General features: G+C 61.9%; 27 protein-coding genes. 10 read left to right on the top strand and 17 right to left on the bottom strand.

The window, feature by feature from the left end; translation table 11 throughout:
- Positions 1–46: 46 nt before the first annotated feature.
- From leuS to HX869_RS20830, 5 genes are all read left to right on the top strand, one after another.
- Positions 47–2,653, top strand: coding sequence for a leucine--tRNA ligase (leuS, locus tag HX869_RS20810; RefSeq protein WP_008436573.1), 2,607 nt, complete (start codon positions 47–49; stop codon positions 2,651–2,653).
- Positions 2,654–2,743: 90 nt separating this feature from the next.
- Positions 2,744–3,349, top strand: a complete 606-nt coding sequence (gene lptE / locus HX869_RS20815) for an LPS assembly lipoprotein LptE (protein WP_008436571.1) — start codon at positions 2,744–2,746, stop codon at positions 3,347–3,349.
- Between the two features lie 39 nt (positions 3,350–3,388).
- The gene (gene holA / locus HX869_RS20820) at positions 3,389–4,426 is read left to right on the top strand and encodes a DNA polymerase III subunit delta (protein WP_008436560.1); all 1,038 of its coding nucleotides are present in this window, start codon (positions 3,389–3,391) and stop codon (positions 4,424–4,426) included.
- A gap of 84 nt (positions 4,427–4,510) precedes the next feature.
- The gene (gene arfA, locus HX869_RS20825) at positions 4,511–4,675 is read left to right on the top strand and encodes an alternative ribosome rescue factor ArfA (RefSeq protein ID WP_003176285.1); all 165 of its coding nucleotides are present in this window, start codon (positions 4,511–4,513) and stop codon (positions 4,673–4,675) included.
- Positions 4,676–4,736: 61 nt separating this feature from the next.
- A complete protein-coding gene (locus HX869_RS20830; RefSeq protein WP_178903587.1) occupies positions 4,737–6,062 on the top strand; it encodes a lytic murein transglycosylase in 1,326 nt (441 codons plus the stop codon).
- A 133-nt stretch (positions 6,063–6,195) separates the two neighbouring features.
- On the opposite strand, the gene HX869_RS20835 is transcribed toward HX869_RS20830, so the two are convergent.
- The 13 genes from HX869_RS20835 to HX869_RS20895 form a co-directional block, all read right to left on the bottom strand.
- Entirely contained in the window at positions 6,196–7,131 is a 936-nt protein-coding gene (locus tag HX869_RS20835; RefSeq protein ID WP_008436546.1) for an LD-carboxypeptidase, read from the bottom strand.
- 233 nt (positions 7,132–7,364) lie between these two features.
- Positions 7,365–8,384 carry a lipoyl synthase gene (gene lipA, locus HX869_RS20840; RefSeq protein WP_003215441.1) on the bottom strand — a complete coding sequence of 340 codons (1,020 nt, stop codon included), beginning with the start codon at positions 8,382–8,384 and terminating at the stop codon, positions 7,365–7,367.
- A gap of 2 nt (positions 8,385–8,386) precedes the next feature.
- Positions 8,387–9,034, bottom strand: coding sequence for a lipoyl(octanoyl) transferase LipB (lipB, locus tag HX869_RS20845; RefSeq protein WP_003215439.1), 648 nt, complete (start codon positions 9,032–9,034; stop codon positions 8,387–8,389).
- Positions 9,034–9,309: a DUF493 domain-containing protein gene (locus HX869_RS20850; RefSeq protein WP_003215438.1), complete on the bottom strand. Its 276-nt coding sequence runs from the start codon at positions 9,307–9,309 to the stop codon at positions 9,034–9,036. Before HX869_RS20850 ends, lipB begins: the two co-directional genes overlap by 1 nt.
- An 84-nt stretch (positions 9,310–9,393) precedes the next feature.
- Positions 9,394–10,551, bottom strand: a complete 1,158-nt coding sequence (locus HX869_RS20855) for a D-alanyl-D-alanine carboxypeptidase family protein (protein ID WP_003215437.1) — start codon at positions 10,549–10,551, stop codon at positions 9,394–9,396.
- A gap of 185 nt (positions 10,552–10,736) precedes the next feature.
- Entirely contained in the window at positions 10,737–11,735 is a 999-nt protein-coding gene (locus HX869_RS20860; RefSeq protein WP_003215436.1) for a septal ring lytic transglycosylase RlpA family protein, read from the bottom strand.
- Positions 11,735–12,748, bottom strand: a complete 1,014-nt coding sequence (gene mltB, locus HX869_RS20865) for a lytic murein transglycosylase B (protein WP_003215435.1) — start codon at positions 12,746–12,748, stop codon at positions 11,735–11,737. Before mltB ends, HX869_RS20860 begins: the two co-directional genes overlap by 1 nt.
- Positions 12,749–12,765: 17 nt before the next feature.
- A complete protein-coding gene (gene rodA, locus HX869_RS20870; protein WP_050442794.1) occupies positions 12,766–13,869 on the bottom strand; it encodes a rod shape-determining protein RodA in 1,104 nt (367 codons plus the stop codon).
- A 31-nt stretch (positions 13,870–13,900) separates the two neighbouring features.
- The gene (gene mrdA / locus HX869_RS20875) at positions 13,901–15,799 is read right to left on the bottom strand and encodes a penicillin-binding protein 2 (protein ID WP_003215433.1); all 1,899 of its coding nucleotides are present in this window, start codon (positions 15,797–15,799) and stop codon (positions 13,901–13,903) included.
- 15 nt (positions 15,800–15,814) lie between these two features.
- Positions 15,815–16,282: a 23S rRNA (pseudouridine(1915)-N(3))-methyltransferase RlmH gene (rlmH, locus tag HX869_RS20880; RefSeq protein ID WP_003185785.1), complete on the bottom strand. Its 468-nt coding sequence runs from the start codon at positions 16,280–16,282 to the stop codon at positions 15,815–15,817.
- A gap of 9 nt (positions 16,283–16,291) precedes the next feature.
- Positions 16,292–16,786, bottom strand: a complete 495-nt coding sequence (rsfS, locus tag HX869_RS20885; RefSeq protein ID WP_003215432.1) for a ribosome silencing factor — start codon at positions 16,784–16,786, stop codon at positions 16,292–16,294.
- Between the two features lie 69 nt (positions 16,787–16,855).
- Complete coding sequence (gene nadD / locus HX869_RS20890) at positions 16,856–17,500, bottom strand: nicotinate-nucleotide adenylyltransferase (protein WP_003215431.1); 645 nt, start codon at positions 17,498–17,500, stop codon at positions 16,856–16,858.
- On the bottom strand, positions 17,500–18,765 hold the full coding sequence (locus HX869_RS20895) for a glutamate-5-semialdehyde dehydrogenase (RefSeq protein WP_003215430.1): 1,266 nt from the start codon (positions 18,763–18,765) through the stop codon (positions 17,500–17,502). Before HX869_RS20895 ends, nadD begins: the two co-directional genes overlap by 1 nt.
- A 176-nt stretch (positions 18,766–18,941) precedes the next feature.
- Here HX869_RS20895 and HX869_RS20900 point away from each other — a divergent pair, with 176 nt between their 5' ends.
- The gene (locus HX869_RS20900; RefSeq protein WP_102369965.1) at positions 18,942–19,625 is read left to right on the top strand and encodes a DNA-3-methyladenine glycosylase; all 684 of its coding nucleotides are present in this window, start codon (positions 18,942–18,944) and stop codon (positions 19,623–19,625) included.
- Positions 19,626–19,738: 113 nt separating this feature from the next.
- Positions 19,739–21,055, top strand: a complete 1,317-nt coding sequence (locus HX869_RS20905) for a bifunctional DedA family/phosphatase PAP2 family protein (protein WP_003215428.1) — start codon at positions 19,739–19,741, stop codon at positions 21,053–21,055.
- On the opposite strand, the gene HX869_RS20910 is transcribed toward HX869_RS20905, so the two are convergent.
- The 4 genes from HX869_RS20910 to HX869_RS20925 form a co-directional block, all read right to left on the bottom strand.
- Positions 21,052–21,258 (bottom strand): hypothetical protein, encoded by a 207-nt coding sequence (locus tag HX869_RS20910; RefSeq protein WP_003215427.1) that lies wholly within the window; start codon positions 21,256–21,258, stop codon positions 21,052–21,054. The two genes, HX869_RS20905 and HX869_RS20910, sit on opposite strands and share 4 nt — an antisense overlap.
- A gap of 112 nt (positions 21,259–21,370) precedes the next feature.
- On the bottom strand, positions 21,371–21,961 hold the full coding sequence (locus HX869_RS20915) for an LON peptidase substrate-binding domain-containing protein (RefSeq protein ID WP_003215426.1): 591 nt from the start codon (positions 21,959–21,961) through the stop codon (positions 21,371–21,373).
- A gap of 21 nt (positions 21,962–21,982) precedes the next feature.
- Positions 21,983–22,699 carry an LrgB family protein gene (locus tag HX869_RS20920; RefSeq protein WP_003215425.1) on the bottom strand — a complete coding sequence of 239 codons (717 nt, stop codon included), beginning with the start codon at positions 22,697–22,699 and terminating at the stop codon, positions 21,983–21,985.
- Positions 22,696–23,058, bottom strand: a complete 363-nt coding sequence (locus HX869_RS20925) for a CidA/LrgA family protein (RefSeq protein WP_003215424.1) — start codon at positions 23,056–23,058, stop codon at positions 22,696–22,698. The genes HX869_RS20920 and HX869_RS20925 overlap by 4 nt, the downstream gene beginning before the upstream one ends.
- Positions 23,059–23,237: 179 nt before the next feature.
- On the opposite strand from HX869_RS20925, the gene HX869_RS20930 reads away from it, so the two are divergent.
- The 3 genes from HX869_RS20930 to HX869_RS20940 all read left to right on the top strand — a co-directional run bounded on the left by HX869_RS20930 (position 23,238) and on the right by HX869_RS20940 (position 26,185).
- Positions 23,238–23,693 (top strand): MaoC family dehydratase, encoded by a 456-nt coding sequence (locus HX869_RS20930; RefSeq protein ID WP_003215423.1) that lies wholly within the window; start codon positions 23,238–23,240, stop codon positions 23,691–23,693.
- Between the two features lie 103 nt (positions 23,694–23,796).
- A complete protein-coding gene (locus HX869_RS20935; protein WP_008436527.1) occupies positions 23,797–25,515 on the top strand; it encodes a C13 family peptidase in 1,719 nt (572 codons plus the stop codon).
- 28 nt (positions 25,516–25,543) lie between these two features.
- On the top strand, positions 25,544–26,185 hold the full coding sequence (locus HX869_RS20940; RefSeq protein WP_003215421.1) for an oxidoreductase: 642 nt from the start codon (positions 25,544–25,546) through the stop codon (positions 26,183–26,185).
- Positions 26,186–26,253: the final 68 nt, after the last annotated feature.

Raw genomic sequence — 26,253 nt, forward strand, 5'->3', positions numbered from 1 at the left:
TGCACCGAAGAGGATTAGGCCACCCCTATTCAGTTCAAAAGTAGCCATGCACGAACAATATCAGCCCCGTGAAATAGAAAATGCCGCCCAGTCGTTCTGGGATGAGCAAAAGTCCTTTGAAGTCAGTGAACAGCCAGGCAAGGAGACTTTCTATTGCCTATCGATGTTCCCTTACCCCAGCGGCAAGCTACACATGGGGCATGTGCGCAACTACACCATCGGCGACGTCATCTCCCGCTACCAGCGCATGCTGGGCAAAAACGTCCTGCAACCCATGGGTTGGGACGCCTTCGGCATGCCGGCGGAAAACGCCGCGATGAAGAACAACGTAGCGCCCGCCAAGTGGACCTACGAAAACATCGCCTACATGAAGACCCAGCTGCGCAGCCTGGGCCTGGCGGTGGACTGGTCCCGCGAGGTGACCACCTGCAAGCCTGATTACTACCGCTGGGAACAATGGCTGTTCACTCGCCTGTTCGAAAAAGGCGTGATCTACAAGAAGAGCGGCACCGTGAACTGGGACCCGGTGGACCAGACCGTGCTGGCCAACGAACAAGTGATTGACGGCCGCGGCTGGCGTTCCGGCGCGCTGATCGAAAAGCGCGAAATCCCGATGTACTACTTCAAGATCACCGCCTACGCGGATGAACTCCTGTCGAGCCTCGACGATTTGCCGGGCTGGCCCGAGCAGGTCAAGACCATGCAACGCAACTGGATCGGCAAGTCCCGTGGCATGGAAGTGCAGTTCCCCTACAACGTCGACTCCATCGGCGCAGAAGGTGTACTGAAAGTCTTCACCACCCGTCCGGACACCCTGATGGGCGCGACCTACGTCGCCGTGGCCGCCGAACACCCGCTGGCCACCCAGGCCGCACAGAACAACCCTGAGCTGCAGGCGTTCATCGCCGAATGCAAGGGCGGCAGCGTCGCCGAAGCCGACGTCGCCACCCAGGAGAAAAAGGGCCTGCCGACCTCGTTGTTCGTCGAGCACCCATTGACCGGCGAGAAGCTGCCGGTGTGGGTCGCCAACTACGTGCTGATGCACTACGGTGATGGCGCAGTAATGGCTGTGCCGGCCCACGACGAGCGCGATTTCGAATTCGCCGTCAAATACAACCTGCCGATCAAGTCCGTGGTGCGCACCAGTTCGGGCGACACCAACCCGGCTCCGTGGCAGGACGCGTACAACGAACACGGCACACTGATCAATTCCGGCGAGTTCGACGGCCTGGATTTCGAAGGCGCCTTCGACGCCATCGAAGTCGCGCTGATCAAGAAAAACCTCGGTGCCTCGCGCACCCAGTTCCGCCTGCGTGACTGGGGCATCAGCCGCCAGCGCTACTGGGGCTGCCCGATCCCGATCATCCACTGCGAAACCTGCGGTGACGTGCCGGTACCGGAAGACCAACTGCCGGTCGTATTGCCCGAAGACGTGGTGCCGGACGGTGCTGGCTCGCCATTGGCGCGCATGCCCGAATTCTACGAGTGCACCTGCCCGAACTGCGGTGCCCCGGCCAAACGCGAAACCGACACCATGGACACCTTCGTGGAGTCTTCGTGGTACTACGCCCGCTACGCCTCGCCGCACTATGAAGGCGGCCTGGTGGAAAAATCCGCGGCCGACCACTGGCTGCCGGTAGACCAGTACATCGGCGGTATCGAACACGCCATCCTTCACCTGCTGTACGCGCGCTTCTTCCACAAGCTGATGCGTGATGAAGGCCTGGTGAGTTCCGACGAGCCGTTCAAGAACCTGCTGACCCAGGGCATGGTGATTGCCGAGACTTATTACCGCCGCGAAGCCAATGGCGCCTACACCTGGTTCAACCCGGCAGATGTCGAGCTGGAGCGTGACAGCAAGGCCAAGGTGATCAGCGCCAAGCTGAAATCCGACGGCCTGCCGGTGGAAATCGGCGGCACCGAGAAGATGGCCAAGTCGAAGAACAACGGCGTCGACCCACAGTCGATGATCGACCAGTTCGGCGCGGACACCTGCCGCCTGTTCATGATGTTCGCCTCGCCGCCTGACATGAGCGCGGAATGGTCGGACTCCGGCGTCGAAGGTTCGCATCGCTTCCTCAAGCGCGTCTGGCGCCTGGCGCACGCCCATGTCAGCCAAGGCTTGCCGGGCAAGCTGGACGTGGCGACCCTGAGCGATGAGCAAAAAGTCATTCGCCGCAGCACCCACCTGGCCATCAAGCACGCCAGCCAGGACGTGGGCCAGCACCACAAATTCAACACCGCCATCGCCCAGGTGATGACGCTGATGAACGTGCTGGAGAAAGCGCCGCAGGCTACCGAACAGGACCGCGCACTGGTACAGGAAGGCCTGGAAACGGTCACCCTGCTGCTGGCGCCGATCACGCCACACATCAGCCACGAACTGTGGAACCAGTTGGGCCACAGCGGTGCCGTCATCGATGCCGGCTGGCCGGTACAGGATGACAGCGCCCTGGTACAGGACACGCTGCAACTGGTGATTCAGGTCAACGGCAAGCTGCGTGGCCAGATCGACATGCCGGCCAGCGCCAGCCGTGAAGACGTCGAAGCCGCCGCCCGTATCAATGAGAACGTGCTGCGCTTCACCGAAGGCCTGACGATCCGCAAAGTGATCGTGGTGCCCGGCAAACTGGTCAATATCGTCGCTAGCTAATCGGATCGGGCGCCGAGGGAATAACCCTGGCGCCGAACAAAACCTCCAGGGCCTCGATAAGGCCCACATGGTTTCAAGGGGAGCATCAAAATGATCAAACGCAATCTGCTGGTTATGGGCCTTGCCGTGCTGCTGAGCGCTTGCGGCTTCCAGCTGCGCGGCACCGGCACCACCGAACTGGCGATCAAGGAACTGGACGTCACCGCCCGCAACTCCTACGGCGAGACCGTGCAACAGCTGCGCCAGGTCCTGGAAAACAGTGGCGTCAAAGTCTATTCAGGCGCGGCTTACAAACTGAACCTGGTGGATGAAAAAGAAGAGCAGCGCAGCCTCAGCTACGCCAGCGCCGGGCGTGCTTCGGACATTGAGCTGAGCACCACGCTCTTCTTCGAAATCCAGGGCCATGACCACCTGCCGCTGATGGGCGACAAGATCCAGATACAGAAAGTCGTGAGCCACGACGGCAACAACCTGGTGGGTTCGGACTCCGAAACCATCCAGGTGCGCAAGGAAATGCGTCGCGAACTGGTGCAGCGCATGGTCCTGCGCCTGCAACTGATCACGCCGGAGCAACTGGATAAGCTGCAGCAAACCGCGGATGCCAAGGCCAAGGCAGATGCCGATGCGCTGAAAGCTGCGCAAGAGTATGAAGACAGCCAACCTAAACAGTCGCCTGTCGAAGTTCCTGTCGAGTAAGCCAGACGGGGCGCCCCAGGCGCCCCGTTCGCACTGCCTATGAAACTCGCCCCCGCCCAACTCGCCAAGCACCTGCAAGGCAGCCTTGCGCCCGTCTACATCGTCAGCGGTGATGACCCGCTGCTGTGCCAGGAGGCTGCGGACGCAATTCGCACCGCCGCCCGCCAACAGGGCTTCGATGAACGCCAGGTATTCAGCGCCGACGCCAGTTTCGACTGGGGTACGCTGCTGCAAGCCGGGGCGAGCATGTCGCTGTTCGCCGAAAAACGCCTGCTGGAACTGCGCCTGCCTTCGGGCAAGCCCGGCGACAAAGGCGCGGCGGCTTTGATGGAATACTGCGCACGCCCTGCCGAAGACACGCTGCTGCTGATCAGCCTGCCCAAGCTTGATGGCAGTGCGCAGAAAACCAAGTGGGGCAAGGCGCTGGTGGAAGGTGGCCAGACTCAGTTCATACAGATCTGGCCGGTGGACAGCAGCCAACTGCCGCAGTGGATTCGTCAGCGCCTGTCGCAATCAGGGCTGAGTGCCAGCCAGGATGCGGTGGAGCTGATCGCGGCGCGGGTGGAAGGCAACCTGTTGGCCGCCGCCCAGGAAATCGAAAAGCTCAAGCTGATGGCCGAGGGTGGACAGATCACCGTCGAAACCGTACAAGGTGCCGTGGCGGACAGCGCGCGCTTTGACGTATTTGGCCTGGTGGATGCGATCCTCAACGGCGAACCCGCCCACGCCCTGCGCATGCTTGAAGGGCTGCGCGGCGAAGGCGTCGAGCCGCCGGTGATTCTCTGGGCCCTGGCGCGAGAATTACGGCTGCTGGCCAATATTGCCCTGCAGTACAGCCAGGGCATCCCACTGGACAAGGCCTTCAGCCAGGCGCGGCCACCGGTATGGGACAAGCGCAAACCACTGATCAGCAAAGCCCTGCAACGGCACTCGGCGCAACGCTGGGCGCAACTGCTGCTGGAGGCCCAGCGCATTGACGCGCAGATCAAGGGCCAGGCGGCTGGATCGCCGTGGATGAGCCTGAGTCGTTTGTCACTTTTGATGTCAGGACAGCGCTTGGCGTTGCCTGCTGAATAGTCCTACGTATCGCTGGGCTGGACAGAATCCAAACTTCGGCAGATGATTCGCACCGCATCATCAACCCGCCAGAGAGTACCCATCATGAGCAAAAAGCCATCAAAGCATGGCCCCAACAAGGCCAAATCCATCATCGCCCAGCCGTTGTTCCGCAGTCGCCAGGAACGAGCCGGCAAAGGCAAAGGCAGCTACCGCCGCGAAGCCTTCCAGTCTAATAGCTGGGAGGCTTCTTACTTTCTGGCTGCCTGAAGGCAAGCGCCCCTCCGGCATGATAAGGTCTGTACCTGATTCGTATTCCCTGGACCTGTGCATGCCCTCTAGTCTTTCCCGTCGTTGGCACCTTCGCCAACTGATCGCTGCCTCCAGCCTCATTCTGTTAGTCGCCTGCGCGGAAAAACCCACCGCTGCCGATGCCCAACCCCTGCCCCCGCTCCAGACTGCACCGGTAGCTGCGCCTGCCGTCGTTGCGCCACTGGTGGCAGACAATCTTGATATCCAGCCGACCCAGACCTTTGCCGAATGGCAGGCGGGGTTTCGCGTGGAAGCCTTGAAGGCCGGTATCACGCCACAGGTTTTCGATACGGCCTTTGCCAATGTCGTACCCGACATGGCGGTGATCCGCGCCGACCGCAGCCAGCCGGAGTTCTCCCGGCCGGTATGGGAATACCTCGATGGCGCGCTGTCGCCGCTGCGGGTGCGCAATGGCCAGTCGCTGCTGGTGAAGTACGCCGACATTCTGCAACGCATTGAGGACCGTTACGGCGTCGACCGCCAGGCGCTGGTCTCGGTGTGGGGCATGGAGAGTAACTTCGGCCAGTTCCAGGGCAACAACTCGGTGATCCGCTCACTGGCGACCCTGGCCTATGAAGGCCGTCGCCCGGCCTTCGCCCAGGCGCAGCTGCTGGCGGCGCTGCAAATCATCCAGCATGGCGATATCGCCGCCGACCAAATGAAAGGCTCCTGGGCCGGGGCCATGGGCCAGACCCAGTTCATCCCGACCACCTATAACACCCACGCCGTAGACTTCGACGGTGACGGCCGCCGCGATATCTGGAACAGCCCGGCCGACGCCCTCGCCTCCACCGCGCACTACCTGCAAAGCTCCGGCTGGCAGAAAGGCCAGCCCTGGGGCTTCGAGGTGCAGCAACTGCCGTTGAATTTTGATTACGCCCTGGCCGATGGCAGCGTACGCAAGACCGTTGGCGAGTGGCTGAAACTGGGAATCCAGGTGCCGCAGGGCGCCAGTGTCCCGGCCAACGTCGACCAGCTTTCCGCCGCCCTGTTGCTGCCGGCCGGCTATCGTGGCCCGGCGTTCCTGGTGCTGGATAACTTCCGCGCGATCCTCAAGTACAACAACTCGTCGTCCTACGCGTTGGCAGTTGGCTTGTTGTCGGAACGCTTCGGGGGCGGTGGCTTGATTCGTGGGAGCTGGCCGAAAGATGAACTGCCGTTGACTCGCTCGCAGCGAATTGACTTGCAGACGGTACTCAGTGCCAATGGTTACGACGCAGGCAACCCGGACGGGATCATCGGTGCGAATACCCGCAAGGCGATTCGTGCCGCGCAGCAGTCCCTGGGCTGGCCGGCGGATGGGTATCCGACGGTGAAGTTGCTGGAGTCGCTGCAAAGCCGATAGATCGGCGTATGGCTGCTACCGCATTCGCGAGCAAGCCCGCTCCCACATTTTGACCGTGCACTTCCTGAAGGAACGCGATCGAAATGTGGGAGCGGGATTGCTCGCGAAGAGGCCTTTATCGGCGCTACAAAGTTCAGGCCTTAAACACCACATCCTGTTCCAACACCAACCGCTTCTCCCCCGCATCCAGCCGCACCCTGGCGCCCAACGGCAAGGTCAGGTTCGGGTTGCAGTGCCCGCTGCGCCAGCCGGACAGCACAGGAATGCACAACGGCTCGAAGGTCTGCTTCAGCAAGCGCTCAAGCGCAAGGCTATCAACCCCAGCCACATCCCCCACCACCACGCCCGCCACCTGGGCCAGCTTGCCCGCCAGGCGTAAATGGGTGAGCAACCGGTCAATGCGGTACAACGGCTCGTTCACATCTTCGATAAACAGAATGATGCCCTCGGCATCAATCTCGTAAGCCGTGCCCATCACTGCTGCGATCATCGATAGATTGCCGCCCAGCAGCCGCCCACAGGCGATGCCTGGCTCGACGGTGGTCAGCGGGTAGGCCACAGGGTGAGCCAGCTGGCTACCGGCTTTCACTTGCCCACGCAGCATGCTGAACAGCGACGACTCGGTAGGCTGTTGCTTTTCACCTAACAGGTCAGCGTTGAACATCGGCCCATGGAAGGTGACGAAACCGGCATACCGGTTGATCGCCAGGTGCAGGGCGGTGATATCGCTGTAGCCTACGAATGGCTTGGGGTTGGCCCGGAGCAGGTCAAAGTCCAGGCGGTCCAGCAGGCGTGGCGTGCCATAGCCGCCGCGCAGGCAGAAAATCGCGTCGATGGTCGAATCGGCGAACGCCGCGTGCAGGTCATCAAGGCGTACCTCATCACTGCCGGCCAGATAGCCATCACGCTGGCTCACGCCCGGAAAGATCCGCAGTGTGTAGCCCCGGGCGCGCATCCATTGCGTGGCCGTGTCGATATCCAGCTCGGCCGGCCCGGCAGGGGCAATCAGCCCGATCACGCCTTCGGCGCGCAGCGCAGGTACCGCACAAGTGGTCAATTGAGTCGTCATCCATGGTTCTCCTCGTGTGGATTGCCCAAGGCACTCTAAACAGCAATGGTTGCAAACAGAAGAGGAAGAGTCAGTAGCAAATGTGGGAGCGGGCCTGGGTGGGAGCGGGCTTGCTCGCGAAGACGGTCAGTCAGTCACCGGACAGGTCAACTGATCCAACGCATTCGCGAACAAGCCCGCTCCCACTCAAGCCGGCTCCCACATGGGTCCTGCAGTGTCCGGCGTTCCGCGTATCAGGACACCAGGCTGGCCTTGACCAGTTTCGCCTGCTCGTCGGCGTGGTACGAGGAACGTACCAGCGGGCCGGAAGCGACGTTCTTGAAGCCCATCTTGTAGCCTTCTTCGGCAAACCAGGCGAACACATCCGGGTGCACGAAACGCTGCACCGGCAAGTGGCTGCGGGACGGCTGCAGGTACTGGCCGAGGGTCAGCATGTCGATGTCGTGTTCGCGCATGCGCTTCATGACTTCGATGACTTCTTCGTCGGTTTCGCCCAGGCCCAGCATCAGGCCGGATTTGGTCGGAATGTGCGGCATCATCTGCTTGAACTTCTGCAGCAGGGTCAGCGACCACTGGTAGTCCGAACCCGGACGCGCAGCCTTGTACAGGCGCGGTACGGTTTCCAAGTTGTGGTTGAACACATCCGGCGGCTCGGCGGCAGTGATTTCCAGCGCCACGTCCATACGGCCACGGTAGTCCGGCACCAGGGTCTCGAGCATCACGTTCGGCGACAGCTTGCGGATCTCGCGGATGCAGTCGGCAAAGTGCTGGGCACCGCCGTCACGCAGGTCGTCGCGGTCTACCGAAGTAATCACGACATACTTGAGTTTCAGGTCGGCGATGGCGATGGCCAGGCTTTCCGGCTCGTTGACGTCCAGTGGCTTCGGCCGGCCGTGGCCAACGTCGCAGAACGGGCAACGACGGGTGCAGATGTCACCCATGATCATGAAGGTCGCGGTGCCACCGGAGAAGCACTCGCCCAGGTTCGGGCAGGACGCCTCTTCGCACACGCTGTGCAGCTTGTGTTTGCGCAGCAGGGCCTTGATGCGGTCGACTTCCGGCGAAACCGGGATACGCACGCGAATCCAGTCAGGCTTTTTCGGCAGTTCGGTGGTCGGAATGATCTTCACCGGGATGCGTGCAACCTTCTCGGCGCCGCGCAGCTTGACGCCGGCTTCTACCTTGGCACGCGGGGCCGGACGCTCGGTAACATCCAGCGTCGGGATCATGGTTTGCACTGCATCAGTAGTCATAATCAGTCGATTCCGCCCGTTAGGGTCGTCTGCTCAGCATAGTCGAGGTGTTTGACGAGCTGCGCGCGCAGCCGGGCACTTACCTCGGCAAATTCTAGTGGTGTTGCGTGATCGCTCAACTGGGTCATCGCCAAACCGGCGTAGCCGCAGGGATTGATCCGTCGAAACGGCGCCAGGTCCATGTCCACATTCAAGGCCAGGCCATGAAAGGAACAACCGTGGCGAATCCGCAAGCCCAGGGAGGCGATTTTCGCGCCATCAACATAAACCCCCGGTGCATCCGGCTTGGCCGCGGCGGTCACACCGTAGCTGGCCAGCAGCTCGATCAGGCATGACTCCATGCGACTGACCAGCTCACGTACGCCAAAACCCAGCCTGCGCACGTCCAGCAACAGATAAGCCACCAATTGACCTGGGCCATGGTAAGTCACCTGCCCGCCGCGGTCGACCTGCACCACCGGGATTTCTCCCGGCAGCAGCAAATGCTCGGCCTTGCCGGCCTGGCCCTGGGTGAAAACCGGCGGGTGCTCCACCAGCCAGATTTCATCCGGGGCTTCAGTGCCGCGCTCGTTGGTGAACCGCTGCATGGCGTGCCACACCGGTTCGTAAGCCATTTGGCCGAGCTCGCGAAAGCCCAGGGTCTGTGACATCACAACACCATGTGCACGAAGCCGGTAGCCCGCAGTTCGCTGTTGATGTTGTAGAGCTGGTCCTGGTCAGTCGCCACGATGTGCAACTGAATAGTGGTGTACTTGCCGTTGGTGCTTTGACGCTCATCCACACGGTCATGGTTGATCGTTGCGTGCTTCTTGACGATCTCGATGATCTTGTCCTTGTTGCCCACGCCCGTATCGCTGATCACCTTGACGGGATAGTCCACGTTTGGGAATTCGATCTTTGGCGCCTTTACTTCGGTATCGGTCATGGCGTAACGGCCTCGTAAGCGTAAGCCGTGGCGACGGGCATAACCCCGCGCCGGATCAGCGCGGGGTCATGCAGGTGCACACTATCAGTTGAACAAGCTGTAGAAGAATAGACGGATGCTATCCCACACGCGTCGGAAGATACCACCTTCGTCGACGGCGTCCAGAGCGATCAGATCGGCGCTGTGCACCACCTTGTCGTCCAGCTTCACTTCGACTTTACCAATCACATCGCCCTTGGCGATCGGTGCGACCAGTTGCGGGTTCATGGTCATGCTGGCCACCAGCTTCTTGAGCTGGCCTTTAGGCATGGTCAGGGTCAGGTCTTCAGCCAGGCCAGCCTTGACTTGATGGGTCGCGCCTTTCCACACAGGGGCTTGAGCCAGCTCGGTGCCTTTCTGGTAGAAGGTCTGGGTTTCGAAGAAACGGAAGCCATAGGTCAGCAGCTTTTGCGTCTCGGCCGCACGGGCCTGCTCGCTGTTGGTACCGAATACCACGGCAATCAGGCGCTGGCCGTCACGGACAGCGGACGACACCATGCAGTAGCCGGCTTCTTCGGTGTGGCCGGTTTTCAGGCCATCGACGGTCTTGTCACGCCACAGCAACAGGTTGCGGTTAGGCTGCTTGATGTTGTTCCAGAAGAACTCTTTCTGGGAGTAGATCGCGTAGTGCACCGGGTCGACACGAATGATCGCGCGAGCCAGGATCGCCATGTCGTGAGCCGACGAGTAGTGCTCAGGGTTCGGCAGGCCGGTCGGGTTCATGAAGTGGCTGTTGGTCATGCCCAGGTCGGCCACGGTTTTGTTCATCATGTCGGCGAACGCATCTTCGCTGCCGGCGATGTGCTCGGACAGGGCTACGCTGGCGTCGTTACCCGACTGGATGATGATGCCGTGCAACAGGTCGCTGACGGTCACTTGCGAGCCGACCTTGATGAACATCCGCGAACCGCCGGTGCGCCAGGCGTTTTCGCTGACGGTCACCGGATCGTTTTCGCCGATCTGGCCGCGACGGATTTCCAGGGTCGCGATGTAGGCGGTCATCAGCTTGGTCAGGCTGGCTGGGGGCAGGCGCTGGTCACCGTTGTTCTCCACCAGCACGTTGCCGCTGGCGGCGTCCATCAGGACCCAGGCCTTGGCAGCCAGTTGCGGGGAAGCTGGCACCATTTCAACCGCCCAGGCGGCCGGGGTGATGATCAGCGAAAGAAGCAGGCACGTGCGTTTGGCTAAGGTGGTGATGTTCATCCGTCTCTCGAAATTGCTTATGGAAACTTGCCCTCGCGGGCAAAACTATTCAGACAGCCCGTCGCCAGACTGTCGCGTGTTCGGTTGCATGCCCACCCCTTGCCCCTGGGTTTTTATTGTTCAACGAGCCAACAACCAGGGCTCAAACCCGCATGCGAGCCTGAGCCATCAATCCTTTGTACTGCTTACTCGGCGGTGACCACGCTGGGTTGCCCCAGGTTGGCCAGGCGCACGCTGTTCTGCACTTGCGCAACTTCACTCGGCGAGCCGATCGGCCCCATGCGCACACGGTGCAGGGTCTGCTGGTTACGCACAATAGAGCTGATAAAGACTGGCGCGCTGACCATCCCGCTGAGCTTGGACCTTAGCAGCTCTGCCGCGTCCGGGTTGGCGAAAGCGCCGACTTGCAGGTACTGGCCGCCCACGGTAGAGGCTCCCGGTGCTGCATGCGGAATGACCACCGTGTCCGGGGCGTGCTGCGCCGGCGGCGGGGTCCACTGTTCGATCTTGCCGGCCGAGGCCGTGACTTGCGGTTGCGGGGTTTGCGGTTCGTTGAGCATCAACGGCGCCGGCTTGCCGCGCTGGGCCCAGTACTGGGCCGGGTCGATACCTTCGACCTTCACCCGGGCGGTGCCGATTTCGGCATACCCGAGTTTCTTGGCGGCGGCGTAGGACAAGTCGATGATCCGGTCCGAATAGAACGGCCCACGGTCATTGACCCGCAGGATTACCGAGCGGTTGTTGTCCAGGTTGGTCACGCGTACATAGCTGGGCAGCGGCAGGGTCTTGTGCGCCGCGCTCATGCCGTACAAGTCATAGACTTCGCCGTTGGCGGTGTTCTGGCCGTGGAACTTGGTCCCGTACCAGGACGCCGTACCTGATTGCACGTAGGTCTTGGAGTCTTGCAGCGGGAAGTAGTTTTTGCCCAGCACGGTATAGGGGTTGGCCTTGTAAGGGCCGGTGTGCAGGGTCGGCGTGGCATCCGGGATCTTCGAAACATCCACATCCCACCACGGCGCGCCGTCTTTGTGCGCGCGGTTGATATCCAGCCCCGGCTGGGAGCGGATCGCCGTGCCAGCCGTTTTTTGCACCGGTGCACGACTGGTGGAGCAACTGACCACCAATAACGACAATGCGGCGTACGCCAACAGCTTCAGGGGTTTGTACATCGGTGATACCGGCATTACTTGACGCCCCGTGCTTGGACCAGCATGTCTGACAGTTGATGCACGGCCATGGCGTACATCACGCTGCGGTTATAACGCGTGATTGCGTAGAAATTCTTCAGGCCCATCCAGTATTCGGGGCCATTTTCGCCTTCGAGGCGGAACGCCGTCACCGGCATATCATCGCGTGGCGCATTCTGACTCGACCAGCCCAGCGCCCGCAACTCCCCGACCGTCTTGACCGGCTCGATACCCTGGGTCAGGCCTTCATCGGCGCGCTCACCGGTCACATCGGCGCGAATCACCACCGGCTCGCCGGCTACCCAGCCGTGGCGCTTGAAGTAGCTGGCGACGCTGCCGATAGCGTCATCGGGGTTGCTCCAGATATTGATATGGCCGTCGCCGTCAAAATCCACGGCGTAGGCGCGAAAGCTGCTCGGCATGAACTGCGGCAAGCCCATGGCCCCGGCGTAGGAGCCCTTGAGGGTCAACGGGTCGACCTGCTCTTCACGGGCCAACAACAGGAACTCGCGCAGCTCTTTGCGGAAGAATTCGGCGCGTGGCGGGTAGTCAAAGCCCAGGGTCGACAAGGCGTCGATCACCCGGTAGCTGCCGGTGTTGCGGCCGTAGAAGGTTTCGATGCCGATGATTGCCACGATCACCTGGGCCGGTACGCCGTATTCCTGCTCGGCGCGGGCCAGCACCGCTTCGTGCTGGCGCCAGAAGTCCACGCCCCGCGCCACGCGGGCGTCGGTCAGGAACATCGGGCGATATTCCTTCCACTGCTTCACGCGCTCGGCGGGCCGAGAGATGGCGTCGAGGATCGCCTGCTTGCGCTGGGCCTCGCGGAACACGCCCATCAGCTGTTCACCGGCGAAACCATAGTCACGGGTCATCTCACCGACAAACTCGGCGACCTGGGGCGAACCGTCGTAGTCGCCGGCCTGCGCTTCCTGCACAGCGGCTCCCAGCAGGCCCAACAGGCCCATCCAGGACACGTGCCGGGCAGCCCAGCCGCGCATTACTTGCATTGACATCTTCACCTTATTCAAACCTGTGCGATCCACTTACGATGGGTATGGATCGACATCAAAACCCCAAACGCTGACAGCAATGTCACCAGCGAAGTTCCGCCGTAGCTAATGAACGGCAACGGCACCCCAACCACCGGCAACAGGCCACTGACCATACCGATGTTGACGAAAACGTAAACAAAAAACGTCATGGTGAGGCTGCCGGCGAGCAATTTGCCAAACAGGGTTTGCGCCTGGGCAGTAATCACCAGGCCGCGCCCGATCAGCAGCAAGTAAATCAGCAACAGTGCGCAGATGCCCACCAGGCCGAACTCCTCGCCCATCACCGCGATAATGAAGTCGGTGTGGCTTTCCGGCAAAAAGTCCAGGTGCGACTGGGTGCCCAGCAGCCAGCCCTTGCCGAATACGCCGCCGGAACCGATGGCCGCCTTGGACTGGATGATGTTCCAGCCGGTGCCCAGCGGATCGCTCTCCGGGTCGAGGAACGTGAGGATTCGCTGCTTCTGGTAGTCGTGCATGAAGAAGAACCACATGGCCACGGCCACCGGCACGGCCGCGGCCAGCACGCTGAGGATCCAGCGCCAGCGCAGCCCCCCCATGAACAGCACGAACGCGCCGCCCGCCAGGATCAGCAGCGAGGTGCCGAGGTCGGGCTGGCGCACGATCAGGATGAACGGCACGCCGATCAATATCAGGCTGATGCCCACGTGCTTGAGCTGGGGCGGCAGTGTGCGTTTTGACAGGTACCAGGCGATGGTCGCAGGCATCAAAATCTTCATGAATTCCGACGGCTGGAAGCGAATCACCCCCGGGATGTTGATCCAGCGCGTCGCGCCCATGGCGTTGTGACCCATGACATCCACCACCACCAGCAGCAACACGCCGGCGACATACCCCAGCGGCACCCAGCGCGCCATGAAACGCGGCTCCAGCTGGGCGATCACCACCATCGACAACAGGCCCAGGCCAAACGACGACGCCTGTTTGATCAGCAAGTCCCAGTTCTTGCCACTGGCCGAATACAACACGAACAGGCTGCCGGCGGCCAGGGTCAGCAGCAGGATCAGCAACGGGCCATCAATGTGCATGCGCTGCAGCAAAGTGGCGCGGCGGCGCATCACATCTTCGCTGGAGAGGATGCGGTCAAAATTACTCTTCAAGGGCCGTAGCCTCCACACTGGATGGGGTGCCGCCATATTCGGGCTTGAGCTTGCCGTCTTCGGTCAACAGCCAGGCATCCATGATCTGACGCACCACGGGCGCTGCTACGCCGGAACCGGATTCACCGTTCTCGACCATCACCGCCACGACGATCTTCGGGTTGTCGGCCGGAGCAAAGCCGACGAACAAGGCGTGGTCACGGTGGCGTTCCTGAACCTTGGAGCGGTCGTACTTCTCGCCCTGCTTGATCGCGACTACCTGGGCCGTACCGCTCTTGCCGGCAATCCGGTATTGCGCACCGGCTGCCGCTTTACGAGCGGTACCCCGGGCGCCGTGCATCACTTGCTGCATGCCGTGGTTGACCTTGGTCCAGTCGGACGGGTCGCGCAGCACAATGTCGGGAATCGGGTTTTCGTCCACCGGGCGTTCACCCTCGATGGTCTTGGCCAGGTGCGGACGGTTCCACACCCCCTTGTTGGCCACCAGCGCGGTGGCCTGGGCCAGCTGCAGCGGCGTGGCCTGCATGTAGCCCTGGCCGATCCCCAGGATCAGGGTTTCGCCCGGGAACCACGCCTGGCGCCGGGTCGCACGCTTCCACTCGCGGGACGGCATCAGGCCGGGGGATTCTTCGAACATGTCCAGGGAGACTTTCTGACCAAGGCCGAACTTGCCCATGTAGGCCGACAGCCGATCAATCCCCAGCTTGTGGGCCAGGTCATAGAAGTAGGTGTCGTTGGAACGCATGATCGCCGTATCCAGGTCGACATAACCGTCGCCGGTGCGGTTCCAGTTACGGTATTTGTGATCGTAGTTGGGCAGCATGTAGTAGCCGGGGTCGAACACCCGGCTCGATGCCGTGACCACGCCCGAGTCCAGGCCGGCAATCGCTACCGCCGGCTTGATGGTCGAGCCCGGCGGATACAGGCCGCGCAATACGCGGTTGAACAGCGGCCGGTCGATGGAATCACGCAGCTCGGCGTAGGCCTTGAAGCTGATCCCGGTGACAAACAGGTTGGGGTCAAAACTTGGCTGGCTAACCATCGCCAGCACTTCGCCAGTGCTCGGATCCAGTGCCACCACGGCACCCCGACGCCCGCCCAGGGCCATCTCCGCCGCTTCCTGCAACTTGATGTCCAGGCTCAGCACGATGTCCTTGCCGGGCACCGGGTCGGTACGCTTGAGCACCCGCAGCACGCGGCCACGGGCGTTGGTCTCGACTTCCTCGTAACCCACCTGGCCGTGCAGTTCCGGCTCGTAGAAACGCTCGATGCCGGTCTTGCCGATATGGTGGGTGCCGCTGTAGTTGACCGGGTCGAGGGTCTTGAGCTCTTTCTCGTTGATCCGGCCCATGTAGCCGACCGAATGCGCAAAGTGCGCCCCTTGCGGGTAGTGCCGCACCAACTGCGCCACCACTTCCACACCCGGCAGCCGGAACTGGTTCACCGCGATCCGGGCGATCTGCTCTTCGGTCAGCTCGAACAGGATCGGCACCGGCTCAAACGGCCGGCGCCCCTGTTTCATGCGCTTTTCGAAAATCACCCGGTCTTCCGGCGTCAGTTGCAGCACCTCGACGATCACATCGAGGATCTGCTGCCAGTCACCGGAGCGTTCGCGGGTCATGCTCAGGCTGAAGCTGGGCCGGTTATCCGCTACCACCACGCCATTGCGGTCGAAAATCAGCCCACGGGTCGGCGGAATCGGCTGCACGTGCACCCGGTTGTTTTCCGACAATGTGGAGTGATAGTCGTACTGGATCACCTGCAGGAAATACAGGCGCGCAATCAGCACCCCCAGCAATGCCACCACCAAAATCGCGCCAAAGACCACCCGCGCGCGTACAAGACGTGCGTCTTTCTCGTGGTCCTTGATGCGGATCGGCTGGGTCATCAGGCAGGGCGCAGATTATTTGTGGTAAGGGTGCCCGGACAGAACTGTCCAGGCGCGATACAGCTGTTCACCGATCAGAATTCTTACCAGCGGGTGCGGCAGTGTCAGGGGCGACAGCGACCAGCGCTGGTCCGCCCGCGCGCACACTTCCGGCGCCAGCCCCTCGGGGCCGCCGACCATGAAGTTGACCGTGCGCGAATCCAGGCGCCAGCGATCCAGTTCCACCGCCAACTGCTCGGTGCTCCAAGGCTTGCCGTGCACTTCGAGGGTCACGATCCGCTCGTTGGGCCCGACCTTGGCCAGCATGGCTTCGCCTTCCTGACGGATAAAGCGGGCCACGTCGGCGTTCTTGCCCCGGGTATTGAGCGGTATTTCCACCAGTTCCAGCGCCAATTCGGATGGCAGGCGCTTGGCATATTCATGCCAGCCTTCTTCCACCCACTTGGGCATGCGTGAACCGACAGCGATCAGACGCAGGCGCACAGCCGTTCCTTATTCCTGGTCTTTGTTGAGCTTGTCGAAGTGCGCGTGGCCGACTTCAGGGCTGTGGTGCTTGCCATCGGCGGCACGGCTCTGCTCGGCGCCTTTCCACAGACGCTCCAGGTCGTAGAACTGACGGGCGTTGCTGGTCATCATGTGAACGATCACGTCGTCCATGTCCAGCAGTACCCAGTCGCTGTCGCCCTTGCCTTCTTCACCCAATGGCTTGACGCCCTGGGCTTTGACCGCTTCGCGAACCTTGTCCAGCATCGCGCCGATCTGGCGGTTGGAGGTACCGGTGGCGATGATCATGAAGTCGGTGATGCTCTGCTTGTCGCGCACGTCCAGGACCTGGATGTCCTGGGCCTTCACGTCTTCCAGGGCAGCCACGGCAACCTTCACCAGCTCTTCGCCGGCCAGCTCAGGGCCGGTGTGGGCTTCTACTGGCAGAGGAGCGCTCTTGAACGTGCCTTTGCGCTTAACTTTGCTTACGTCTTTGTTCGTCATATAAAACTCGTTTTGCTCGTATGTTCGGGCGCTCGCTGCACGACTGTTCGTGCGTTCAAGCGCGCCTTTTCAGTTCGACGCACGGTAAAGCCCGTGCGCATCGATGTAGGCCAGGACCGCGTCAGGCACCAGGAAACGTACCGACTTCCCGCTGGCCAGCAGTTGACGGATCTGGGTGGCAGACACCGCAAGCGGGGTTTGCCAGACGAATGCAATATTCCCGCTCGGCCCGGTCAGGGCCAAAGGGTCACTTACCGACCGCGCCGCCAGCAGGTTGCGCAAGGCATCCGGCGATTCTGCGTCGGCATCCGGGCGTTGCAGCACCAGGATGTGGCAATGCTGGAGCAACTCTTCCCAGCGATGCCAAGTGGGCAGGCCGCAAAACGCGTCCCAGCCCAAAAGTAGAAACAACTGGTCATCGGCGGCCAACTCGGCCCGCATCAGTTCCAGGGTGTCGACAGTGTAGGACGGTTTGTCGCGCTTGAGTTCGCGGTCGTCCACCACCAGCGGTGCAATGCCGGCCACAGCAAGGCGGACCATCTCCAGGCGCTGCTGCGCAGACACCTGCGGCGTATCGCGATGCGGCGGCCGGGCATTCGGTGCCAGGCGCAGTTCATCCAGCCCGAGGGCGTCCGCGACTTCCAGTGCACTGCGCAAATGGCCGATGTGCACGGGGTCGAAGGTGCCGCCGAGCAGCCCGATGCGTTTACCCATCAAGTGCGCACATGACCGTCACCGAACACCACGTACTTCTCGCTGGTCAGCCCTTCCAGGCCAACCGGGCCGCGTGCGTGGAGCTTGTCGGTGGAGATACCGATCTCCGCCCCCAGGCCGTACTCGAAGCCGTCGGCAAAGCGCGTCGAGGCGTTGACCATCACCGAAGCGGAATCCACTTCGTTGAGGAAACGCCGGGCATCACTGAAATGCTCGGTGACAATGGCGTCGGTGTGCTTGGAGCCGTATTGATTGATGTGTTCGATGGCCTGGTCCAGGTCGTCGACGATGCGGATCGACAGGATCGGCGCCGTGTATTCGGTGTACCAGTCCTGCTCGGTGGCCTCGATCACGTCGCTGCCGAGGATCGCCCGGGTACGCTCGCAACCACGCAGTTCAACGCCCTTGTCGCGGTAGATGGCAGCCAGCGGCGGCAGCACGCGATCGGCAATGCCGACGTGCACCAGCAGGGTTTCCATGGTGTTGCACGGGGCGTAGCGGTGAGTCTTGGCGTTGTCGGCGATGCGGATCGCCTTGTCGAGGTCGGCGGCGATGTCGATGAACACGTGGCAGACGCCATCCAGGTGCTTGATAACTGGCACCTTGGCATCACGGCTCACGCGTTCGATCAGGCTCTTGCCACCCCGTGGCACGATCACGTCGACGAACTCAGGCATGGTGATAAGCGCACCAACGGCAGCGCGGTCAGTGGTCTCGACCACCTGCACCACTTCGGCGGGCAGCTCGGCCACGGCCAGGCCCTGCTGAATGCACGCGGCGATGGCACGGTTGGAATTGATGGCCTCGGAACCGCCCCGCAGGATGGTGGCGTTGCCCGACTTGAGGCACAGGCTCGCGGCGTCGATGGTCACGTTCGGGCGTGACTCATAGATGATGCCGATCACGCCCAGGGGCACGCGCATCTTGCCGACTTGAATGCCGGAGGGCAGGTAGCGCATGTCGCGGATTTCACCGATGGGGTCAGGCAGCTTGGCCACCTGACGCAAGCCTTCGATCATGTCGTCGATCCGCGCCGGCGTCAGCGCCAGGCGATCCAGCAATGCAGGCTCCAGGCCATTGGCGCGACCGTTGGCCAAATCCTGTTCATTGGCGGCGCTCAGCTCGGAGCGCGAAGCATCCAGAGCGTCGGCGGCCGCCAGCAAGGCGCGGTTCTTCTGCGCAGTACTCGCACGGGCGATCAACCGCGAGGCCTGACGGGCAGCGCGACCCAGGCGGGTCATGTAGTCAAGAACGGACTCAGTCATGGTCTGGTGGGGTCTTGGCAAAGAGGAAAGCGGCAGATTATAGCTGTGACGCCGTCCTACGGACAGCGGTGAGGGGCGGATGGTCGAAATGAACTGTAAAAACCCGACGTTCAGCGGGAATTAAGGCTGGAGTTGTTATCATCCTGTCACATTTAGCCGTATTACCTTTGATCGCCATGTCCAGTTTCTCGCCGCTGATCCCCGCCAACGCCCTGCCCGACGGCTTTTTCGACCGTGACGCGCAACTGCTCGCACGCGAATTGCTCGGAAAAGTCATTCGCCATCGTGTTGGTGATTTGTGGCTGTCGGCACGAATTATCGAAACCGAAGCGTATTACCTCGCCGAAAAAGGCAGCCACGCGTCCTTGGGCTACACAGAAAAGCGTAAGGCTTTGTTTCTGGATGGCGGGCACATCTATATGTACTACGCCCGCGGCGGTGATTCGCTGAACTTCAGCGCCCACGGTCCGGGCAATGCGGTGCTGATCAAATCAGCCTATCCGTGGGTCGACGAAGTCTCCGGCCCGGCCAGCCTGGCGCAGATGCTGCTGAATAACCCGGACGCCAGCGGCAGGCCACGGCCCTCGCAAAAGCTGTGCGCCGGCCAGACCTTGCTGTGCAAGGCGCTGGGTTTGAAGGTGCCGATGTGGGACGCCAAGCGCTTTGACCAGGAACTGCTCTACGTGGAAGACGTAGGGCTGGCGCCAGCGCAGATCATCCAGACCACCCGCCTGGGCATTCCCGGTGGGCGCGATGAACACCTGATGTACCGCTTCGTCGATGCCGGTTATGCGCCGTATTGCACACGGAACCCGCTGCGCCGGGGCCAGGTCGAAGGCCGCGACTATTTTTTGATTTGAAAACATACATAAACCTGTAGGAGCCCGGCTTGCCCGGCGATAGCGGACCCAAGGACGCCATCGCCGGCAAGCCGGGCTCCCACAAGGACGATCTACAAAAGGGAGTTGATTGTATGGGCCCATGGCTCGATAGCATTACCGGCTGGCTGACCCTGAACCCGCAATGGCTGGCCGTGGCGGTGTTTATCGTGGCGTGCGTGGAGTGCCTGGCCATTGCCGGCCTGATCGTACCTGGCACGGTATTGCTGTTTGCCATCGCCGCCCTGGCCGGCAGCGGCGCACTGTCACTGGGAGAAACCCTGTTGCTGGGCTTCCTCGGCGGCGTGCTGGGCGATGTTGTTTCCTACTTCCTCGGTCGCCATTTCCACCAGAACATCCGGCGCCTTCCCGGCCTGCGGCATCACCCGGAATGGATGAGCGGCGCCGAGGCTTACTTCCAGAAGTACGGCATCGCCAGCCTGTTGGTAGGCCGCTTCATTGGCCCGCTGCGGCCGATGTTGCCGATGGTTGCGGGCATGTGCGACATGCCCTTCCCGCGTTTTGCCGCCGTGAGCCTGCTGGCCGGTGCAGGCTGGTCGGTGGCGTATCTGTTGCCGGGCTGGGCCACCGGCGCGGCCTTCCGCTTGCCATTGCCCGAAGGCTTCTGGCCAGAGGCCGGGATTGTCGCCGCCTGTCTCGCAGTGTTGATCGGCGTAAGCCTCAACAGCAGCCTGCGCGGCCATCGGCGCGCCACCCTATGGATTGGCTGCATTGGCGGCACACTGTTGATCGCGTTGTTTATCGGCTATCCCTACCTCAACGACTTTGACCAGGGCTTGATGGCACTGGTGCAGGAACACCGCGGCCCGGCGATCGACCGGGCAATGGTGATGGTGACCCAGCTCGGCGAGTTCAAGAAGATGTTTGTCGCCAGCGCGGTGCTGACCGGCCTGCTGGTGGTGGCGCGGCAATGGCGCCAGGCAATCTTTGTCGGCGCCACCCTGCTGGGCGCGGCGCTGATCAATACCGGGACCAAGCTGTTTTTTGCGCGGATGCGCCCCGAAGTGCTGACCGACCCACTCACCAGCTTCAGCATGCCCAGCGGCCATGCGTCCGGCTCGTTTGCATTCTTCCTGGCCTTGGCAGTGCTTGCCGGTCGCGGTCAACCGACACGACTGCGCCTGACCTGGCTGGTGCTTGGCTGCATTCCCGCCGCCACCATCGCGATTTCCCGGGTGTACCTGGGTGCACACTGGCCGACGGACATCCTGGCCGGCACCCTGCTGGCAATGACGGTGTGCGCCTTCAGCCTGACGTTAAGCCAGCACCGCAGCCTGTTGCCACCGATGCCGCCGAGAGTCTGGTGGCTGATCCTGCCGGTGTGTGGCGCGGTGCTCGGGTTCATTGCGTTTACCGGCACTTCCCACGCGCTGCTGAGGTATGCCTACTAGGCAGGCCCCAGCCAATCCAGGGGTGCAGCGCGGCGTTCGACGCTGCGCTCGCGCCGCTCCAGAAGCATTTCGTCAGCCATCTCCGCGGCGCGTTCGGCGATGTACTCCGCGCCGCGACCGTCGTTCATATGAAGAATTTGCGTGGTGACGGCCATAAAAAACGCATCCCACACGACTTGCTCCGATTGCGAAAGCCGAATCATCCTTTCCCCCTGATCATCGTTACGTGACTGCCAACTATTTCAGGCAACGGGATCAGGACAACCACGGAAAATCTGAAGACCGGGAAGGACAAGTCCGAGTGACACTCGCGGGTCAGGTGAACAGCTCGCCCTGCAACTCATCCAGCAGCAACTGGATCGCGTCCAGGCGCTGTTGCGGGTCATCGAGTTGCAACAGGTCGATCTTGTCGGCCTCGGTAAAGGGCAGCAGATAGGCCAACTGATTGCCCAGGGCTTGCTGTCCATCGGCGTGGGTGCCCATATCCAAAGACGCCACCATCGGATGCTCGGCCAGGGCATGAAGCAACGCCAGCAAGTCAGCGTCTTCCTCTTCCAGCGGTTGCTCGGGATGCTCGTGCAGCCATTGCACCTCGGCCACCAGCAACTGGTCCTTCTGCACACCGGCATCACGCACGCGGAAACGCCGGCCACCCTCGACCCGAATCCCCAGCAGGCCATTGTCCTGCTGCTTGAAGTCGCGGATCAGCGCCTCGCAGCCAATCAACGCATAGCCATCCGGCGCCAGCCCCACTTCCTTGCCGTCGAGGATGCACACCACGCCAAAGCTTTCGCCCTTTTTCATGCAGCGGCTGATCATGTCCAGGTAACGCGCCTCGAACAGCTGCAGGTCGAGGGTGCACCCGGGAAACAGCACGGTATTGAGCGGGAAAAGCGCCAGACTCATAAAGGTTTCCTTAAACCCGACTTAAATAACCAGCGACACGGCCAACGGCAGGAACACCGCCGTGGCCACGCCCATCAGACTCATGGCCAGCGCCGCAAAGGCGCCGGTCTCTTCGCTTTCCTGCAAGGCCACCGACGTACCTACGGCGTGGGCGGTCATGCCCAGCGCCATACCGCGCGCTTCGGGGCTGTGCACGCCCAACCGTGACAGATACGCCGGACCGATCATCGCGCCGATCACCCCGGTGATCAGCACGAACACCGCCGCCAATGCCGCCACGCCGCCGATCTGCTCGGCCACCAGCATCGCAATCGGTGAGGTCACGGACTTGGGTGCCATGGTCATCAGCATCATGTGTTCGGCGCCAAACCACCAGCCCAACAGCACGCACAGGCCGGTGGCCAATACGCCTCCCACCACCAGCGTAGTAAAAATCGGCCAGAACAATTGGCGAATTCGTCGCAGATTCAGGTAAAGCGGCACCGCCAGGGCTACCGTCGCAGGGCCCAGCAGGATGCTCATGATCTCGGTGCTCTTGCGGTACTCGACGTACGTCAGGCCACAGCCGAGCAACACGCCGATCACCAACAGCATCGACACCAGCACCGGTTGCAGGAAAATCCAGCGGGTTTTCTCGAAACCGGCCAGCACCAGCTGATAGGCGCCGAGGGTGATGCCGATGCCGAACAACGGGTGATGAATCACGGCGGCCCAGGCGCCCTGCCAGTCCAGTGTCATTGGCCGTCCTCCCGCTGCGCCTGGCGCTTGACCAGTTTCTGCATCAGCACGCCGACAAAGCCCATGGCGATCACCAGCGACAGCACCAGCGCGCCGACGATGGCCCAGAAGTCGGCGGCAATGTCCTTGGCATACACCATCACACCGACCGCAGGCGGCACCAGCAGTAGCGGCAAATAACGCAGCAGACTGCTGGCCGCCAGGCTCAGGGGCTCACCGACTTCGCCGCGCCATACCAGGAAGGCCAGCATCAGCAGCAGCCCGATAATCGGCCCCGGCAGCACCGGGACAAACAAATGATTGATCGCCGTGCCGAGTAATTGAAACAGCACCAGCCATGTCAGACCGCGTAACAGCATCCGTTCTTCCCCCCAAAAGCGTGTCGGCATTATAAGCACGCTGCCTCTATGGAGCGGCATTCGCCAAAAGCATGGTGGGTTGACCGGGCCAAGTGCCCGTGATGATCTACATTGGTTCTCTGGACCTGTCCAAAACTACAAAAACGATGAAGCCAACCGAGCAAAGAAGGAGAGTCGCAATGCCCTCAGTACCCGTAGCGCAACTCAAAGAATATGTCGGCAAGGAACTGGGACGTTCTGCATGGCTCACCATCGACCAGGAACGTATCAACCTGTTCGCGGAAGCCACCGGCGATTTTCAGTTCATCCACGTCGACCCGGTGAAAGCCGCCCAGACCCCGTTTGGCGGCACCATCGCCCACGGTTTCCTGTCGCTGTCGCTGATACCCAAGCTGATCGAAGACATCCTGATCATGCCCGAAGGCCTGAAGATGGCGGTCAACTATGGCCTGGACAGCGTGCGTTTCATCCAGCCGGTGAAGGTCGACTCCAGGGTTCGCCTGGCCGTGACCCTGACCGACGCCACCGAGAAAAAACCTGGGCAATGGTTGCTTAAAGCCACCTGCACCCTGGAAATCGATGGCCAGGAAAAACCGGCCTACATTGCAGAATCGTTGTCACTCTGCTTCGTCTGAAGCCTGGCTGTGGTGAGCCCGTCCGCTCACCACAATTCATGTAAATTTATGTATAGATCTCGCAGCTGCGGCATACTCGGCGCTCAATTATCCGGATCCCGCTATGCGCCCACTCGCTCCCCTTGCTCTTGTCCTGTTGCTCACCGCGTGCGGCGACGGCGAATCGCTGTTGCCGCCCGATGCGCGGCTGCCCGATGGCGGTCGTTACCGTGGCGACGTGGTCAATGGCTTGCTGCAAGGCCAGGGCCGGGTGGATTACCCCAATGGCAGCTGGTACGCGGGCCAGTTCGATAAAGGCCAGTGGCACGGCCAGGGCGAATGGCATGGCAGCAACGGCGAGGTCTATAAAGGCCAGTTCCAGCAGGGCCTGTTCGACGGCCAGGGCAGCCTGACCACGTCGGGCAACAGCTACGTCGGCGGTTTCAAACAAGGCAAGCGCAACGGCGAAGGCACCCTCAAAGAGGGGCAGATGACCTATCGCGGCGAATTCAAGGACGACCAGTATTCCGGCCTCGGCCGCCTCGAGCTGGCCGACGGCAGCCAGTACCAGGGCCAGTTCGCCCACGGCAAGCCCAACGGCGAAGGCCAGCGCAACGACGACAGCGGCAACCAGTTCAGCGGCCGCTTCGTCGATGGCCAGTTGGAGGGCAACGGCACCTTCAACAGCGCCGACGGCGACATGTACATCGGCCATTTCAAACAAAACCAGCTCAACGGCAAGGGCCGCTACGAAAACGCCGACGGCGACGTATGGATCGGCGAATTCAAGGAAGGCGCCCTCAGCGGCAAGGGCGAACTGATCGGCGTCGATGGCAGCCACTACGTCGGCCAGTTCGTCGACTGGCGCTTCACAGGCACAGGCCGCCTGAACCTCACCGACGGCAGCTTCTATATTGGCGGCTTCGACAGCGACAGCTATCAAGGTCGTGGCACTTTGGTGCTCACCGACGGCACCGTGCAGGCCGGCACCTGGGTCAACGGCATGCGCGTGCGCGACGCCGAGGGCAAATTGTTGCCTGACCCGCTGGAAATCGGCCTGTTTGCCCAGGGCCACTTGCTGGATGCCGCCCTCGCCGCCGTGCCCGCGTCCAAATCGGGGGTGGAGCTGTACACCCTGGTGGTGGCCGGCGACGGCAAACAAAGCGTGTTCCTGCGCGAAGCCGACTACGTCAGCAACATGCTCGCCACGCGCTTCGGCGCCTACGGCCAGATCCGCCTGGTGAACCATCGCGACCATATTGCCGACCGCCCGATGGCCACTCGCGAAAGCCTGCGCCGCGCAGTCCAGACCTTGGCCGAACGCAGTGGCCCGCAAGACCTGGTGTTTATCTACCTGACCAGCCACGGCACTCACGAGCACGAACTGGTGCTCGACCAGCCGCGCATGGAGCTGGCCGACCTGCCGGCCGATGAGTTGGCCGCCGTGCTGGCACCGCTGAAGAACCGCGACAAGATCATCGTGATTTCGGCCTGCTACTCCGGCGGGTTCATCCCGGCCCTGAAGGACGAACACACCCTGATCATGACCGCCTCGCGCGCCGATCGTGTGTCGTTCGGCTGCTCCGAAGAGGCCGACTTCACCTACTTCGGCGACGCCCTCTTCGCCCAGGCCTTCAACCAGACCGACGACTTGCAGCAAGCCTTCAAGCTGGCACAGACCCACGTCGCCGAACGCGAACAGGCGGACAACTTCGAAGCCTCCGAACCGCAGATCTGGGCCCCCAAAGGCGTAATCGCCCATTGGCAATTATTACGCAAACAGCAGGCACGAAAGGCGCTCGAAAGCGTCTCAATGAATAGCAAGGAAGCCAAGAGCAACTAAGCTGAATCTGTATAAAGGGGGAAACATCATGTACCTGACGCCTCAGCATATCTTGCTCGCCGGAGCCTCCGGCTTGACCGGGGAGCACCTGCTGGACCGCCTGCTCAACGAGCCGACCGTGACCCGCGTGCTGGCACCCAGCCGCAAGCCTCTGGCCGAGCATCCACACCTGGAAAACCCGGTGGGCGACCCGGCAGTATTCCTGCCGCAACTGAGCGGCCAGGTGGACATCGCCTTCTGCTGCCTGGGCACCACCATCAAGCAGGCCGGCTCCGAAGAAGCGTTCCGCGCCGTCGACCTGGACATGGTCGTGGCCTTTGCCAAGCGCGCTCGGGAAATGGGGGCGCGGCACCTGATCGTGATCAGCGCAATCGGCGCCGACCCGAAATCCTCGATCTTCTACAACCGCGTCAAGGGCGAGATGGAACAGGCGTTGAAAGCCCAGGATTGGCCGCAGTTGACCATCGTCCGACCTTCGCTGTTGTTGGGTGAGCGATTGGAACCGCGGCTGGCCGAGCAACTGGCCGGGCCATTGTCGCGGCTGATTCCGGGCAAGTACCACGGCATTGAAGTGTGCGAACTGGCGCGGGCGATGTGGCGACTGGCGCTGGAAGAGCAGGATGGGGTGCGGGTTATAGAGTCGGACGAGCTGCGCAAGCTCGGCAAATAACACGTAATTCCAGGCAGGACACCATCCAAATGTGGGAGCGGGCTTGCTCGCGAATGCGGTGGATCAGT

The organism is Pseudomonas sp. P7779 (assembly GCF_013386315.1).
Classification (GTDB): domain Bacteria; phylum Pseudomonadota; class Gammaproteobacteria; order Pseudomonadales; family Pseudomonadaceae; genus Aquipseudomonas.

What these genes read in the sequence shown, in the direction of transcription:
- mrdA (WP_003215433.1), bottom strand. Translation starts at nt 15,799, where the DNA reads ATGACCCAGCCGATCCGCATCAAGGACCACGAGAAAGACGCACGTCTT.
- HX869_RS20920 (WP_003215425.1), bottom strand. Translation starts at nt 22,699, where the DNA reads ATGACACTGGACTGGCAGGGCGCCTGGGCCGCCGTGATTCATCACCCG.
- HX869_RS20895 (WP_003215430.1), bottom strand. Translation starts at nt 18,765, where the DNA reads ATGACTGAGTCCGTTCTTGACTACATGACCCGCCTGGGTCGCGCTGCC.
- rodA (WP_050442794.1), bottom strand. Translation starts at nt 13,869, where the DNA reads ATGCGCCGCCGCGCCACTTTGCTGCAGCGCATGCACATTGATGGCCCG.
- rsfS (WP_003215432.1), bottom strand. Translation starts at nt 16,786, where the DNA reads ATGACGAACAAAGACGTAAGCAAAGTTAAGCGCAAAGGCACGTTCAAG.
- HX869_RS20850 (WP_003215438.1), bottom strand. Translation starts at nt 9,309, where the DNA reads ATGACCGATACCGAAGTAAAGGCGCCAAAGATCGAATTCCCAAACGTG.
- HX869_RS20935 (WP_008436527.1), top strand. Translation starts at nt 23,797, where the DNA reads ATGCGCCCACTCGCTCCCCTTGCTCTTGTCCTGTTGCTCACCGCGTGC.
- HX869_RS20915 (WP_003215426.1), bottom strand. Translation starts at nt 21,961, where the DNA reads ATGAGTCTGGCGCTTTTCCCGCTCAATACCGTGCTGTTTCCCGGGTGC.
- lptE (WP_008436571.1), top strand. Translation starts at nt 2,744, where the DNA reads ATGATCAAACGCAATCTGCTGGTTATGGGCCTTGCCGTGCTGCTGAGC.
- HX869_RS20910 (WP_003215427.1), bottom strand. Translation starts at nt 21,258, where the DNA reads ATGATTCGGCTTTCGCAATCGGAGCAAGTCGTGTGGGATGCGTTTTTT.
- lipB (WP_003215439.1), bottom strand. Translation starts at nt 9,034, where the DNA reads ATGTCACAGACCCTGGGCTTTCGCGAGCTCGGCCAAATGGCTTACGAA.
- holA (WP_008436560.1), top strand. Translation starts at nt 3,389, where the DNA reads ATGAAACTCGCCCCCGCCCAACTCGCCAAGCACCTGCAAGGCAGCCTT.
- HX869_RS20925 (WP_003215424.1), bottom strand. Translation starts at nt 23,058, where the DNA reads ATGCTGTTACGCGGTCTGACATGGCTGGTGCTGTTTCAATTACTCGGC.
- HX869_RS20940 (WP_003215421.1), top strand. Translation starts at nt 25,544, where the DNA reads ATGTACCTGACGCCTCAGCATATCTTGCTCGCCGGAGCCTCCGGCTTG.
- mltB (WP_003215435.1), bottom strand. Translation starts at nt 12,748, where the DNA reads ATGCAAGTAATGCGCGGCTGGGCTGCCCGGCACGTGTCCTGGATGGGC.
- HX869_RS20905 (WP_003215428.1), top strand. Translation starts at nt 19,739, where the DNA reads ATGGGCCCATGGCTCGATAGCATTACCGGCTGGCTGACCCTGAACCCG.
- lipA (WP_003215441.1), bottom strand. Translation starts at nt 8,384, where the DNA reads ATGACTACTGATGCAGTGCAAACCATGATCCCGACGCTGGATGTTACC.
- HX869_RS20835 (WP_008436546.1), bottom strand. Translation starts at nt 7,131, where the DNA reads ATGACGACTCAATTGACCACTTGTGCGGTACCTGCGCTGCGCGCCGAA.
- HX869_RS20855 (WP_003215437.1), bottom strand. Translation starts at nt 10,551, where the DNA reads ATGAACATCACCACCTTAGCCAAACGCACGTGCCTGCTTCTTTCGCTG.
- HX869_RS20930 (WP_003215423.1), top strand. Translation starts at nt 23,238, where the DNA reads ATGCCCTCAGTACCCGTAGCGCAACTCAAAGAATATGTCGGCAAGGAA.
- HX869_RS20830 (WP_178903587.1), top strand. Translation starts at nt 4,737, where the DNA reads ATGCCCTCTAGTCTTTCCCGTCGTTGGCACCTTCGCCAACTGATCGCT.
- HX869_RS20900 (WP_102369965.1), top strand. Translation starts at nt 18,942, where the DNA reads ATGTCCAGTTTCTCGCCGCTGATCCCCGCCAACGCCCTGCCCGACGGC.
- nadD (WP_003215431.1), bottom strand. Translation starts at nt 17,500, where the DNA reads ATGGGTAAACGCATCGGGCTGCTCGGCGGCACCTTCGACCCCGTGCAC.
- HX869_RS20860 (WP_003215436.1), bottom strand. Translation starts at nt 11,735, where the DNA reads ATGCCGGTATCACCGATGTACAAACCCCTGAAGCTGTTGGCGTACGCC.
- leuS (WP_008436573.1), top strand. Translation starts at nt 47, where the DNA reads ATGCACGAACAATATCAGCCCCGTGAAATAGAAAATGCCGCCCAGTCG.
- arfA (WP_003176285.1), top strand. Translation starts at nt 4,511, where the DNA reads ATGAGCAAAAAGCCATCAAAGCATGGCCCCAACAAGGCCAAATCCATC.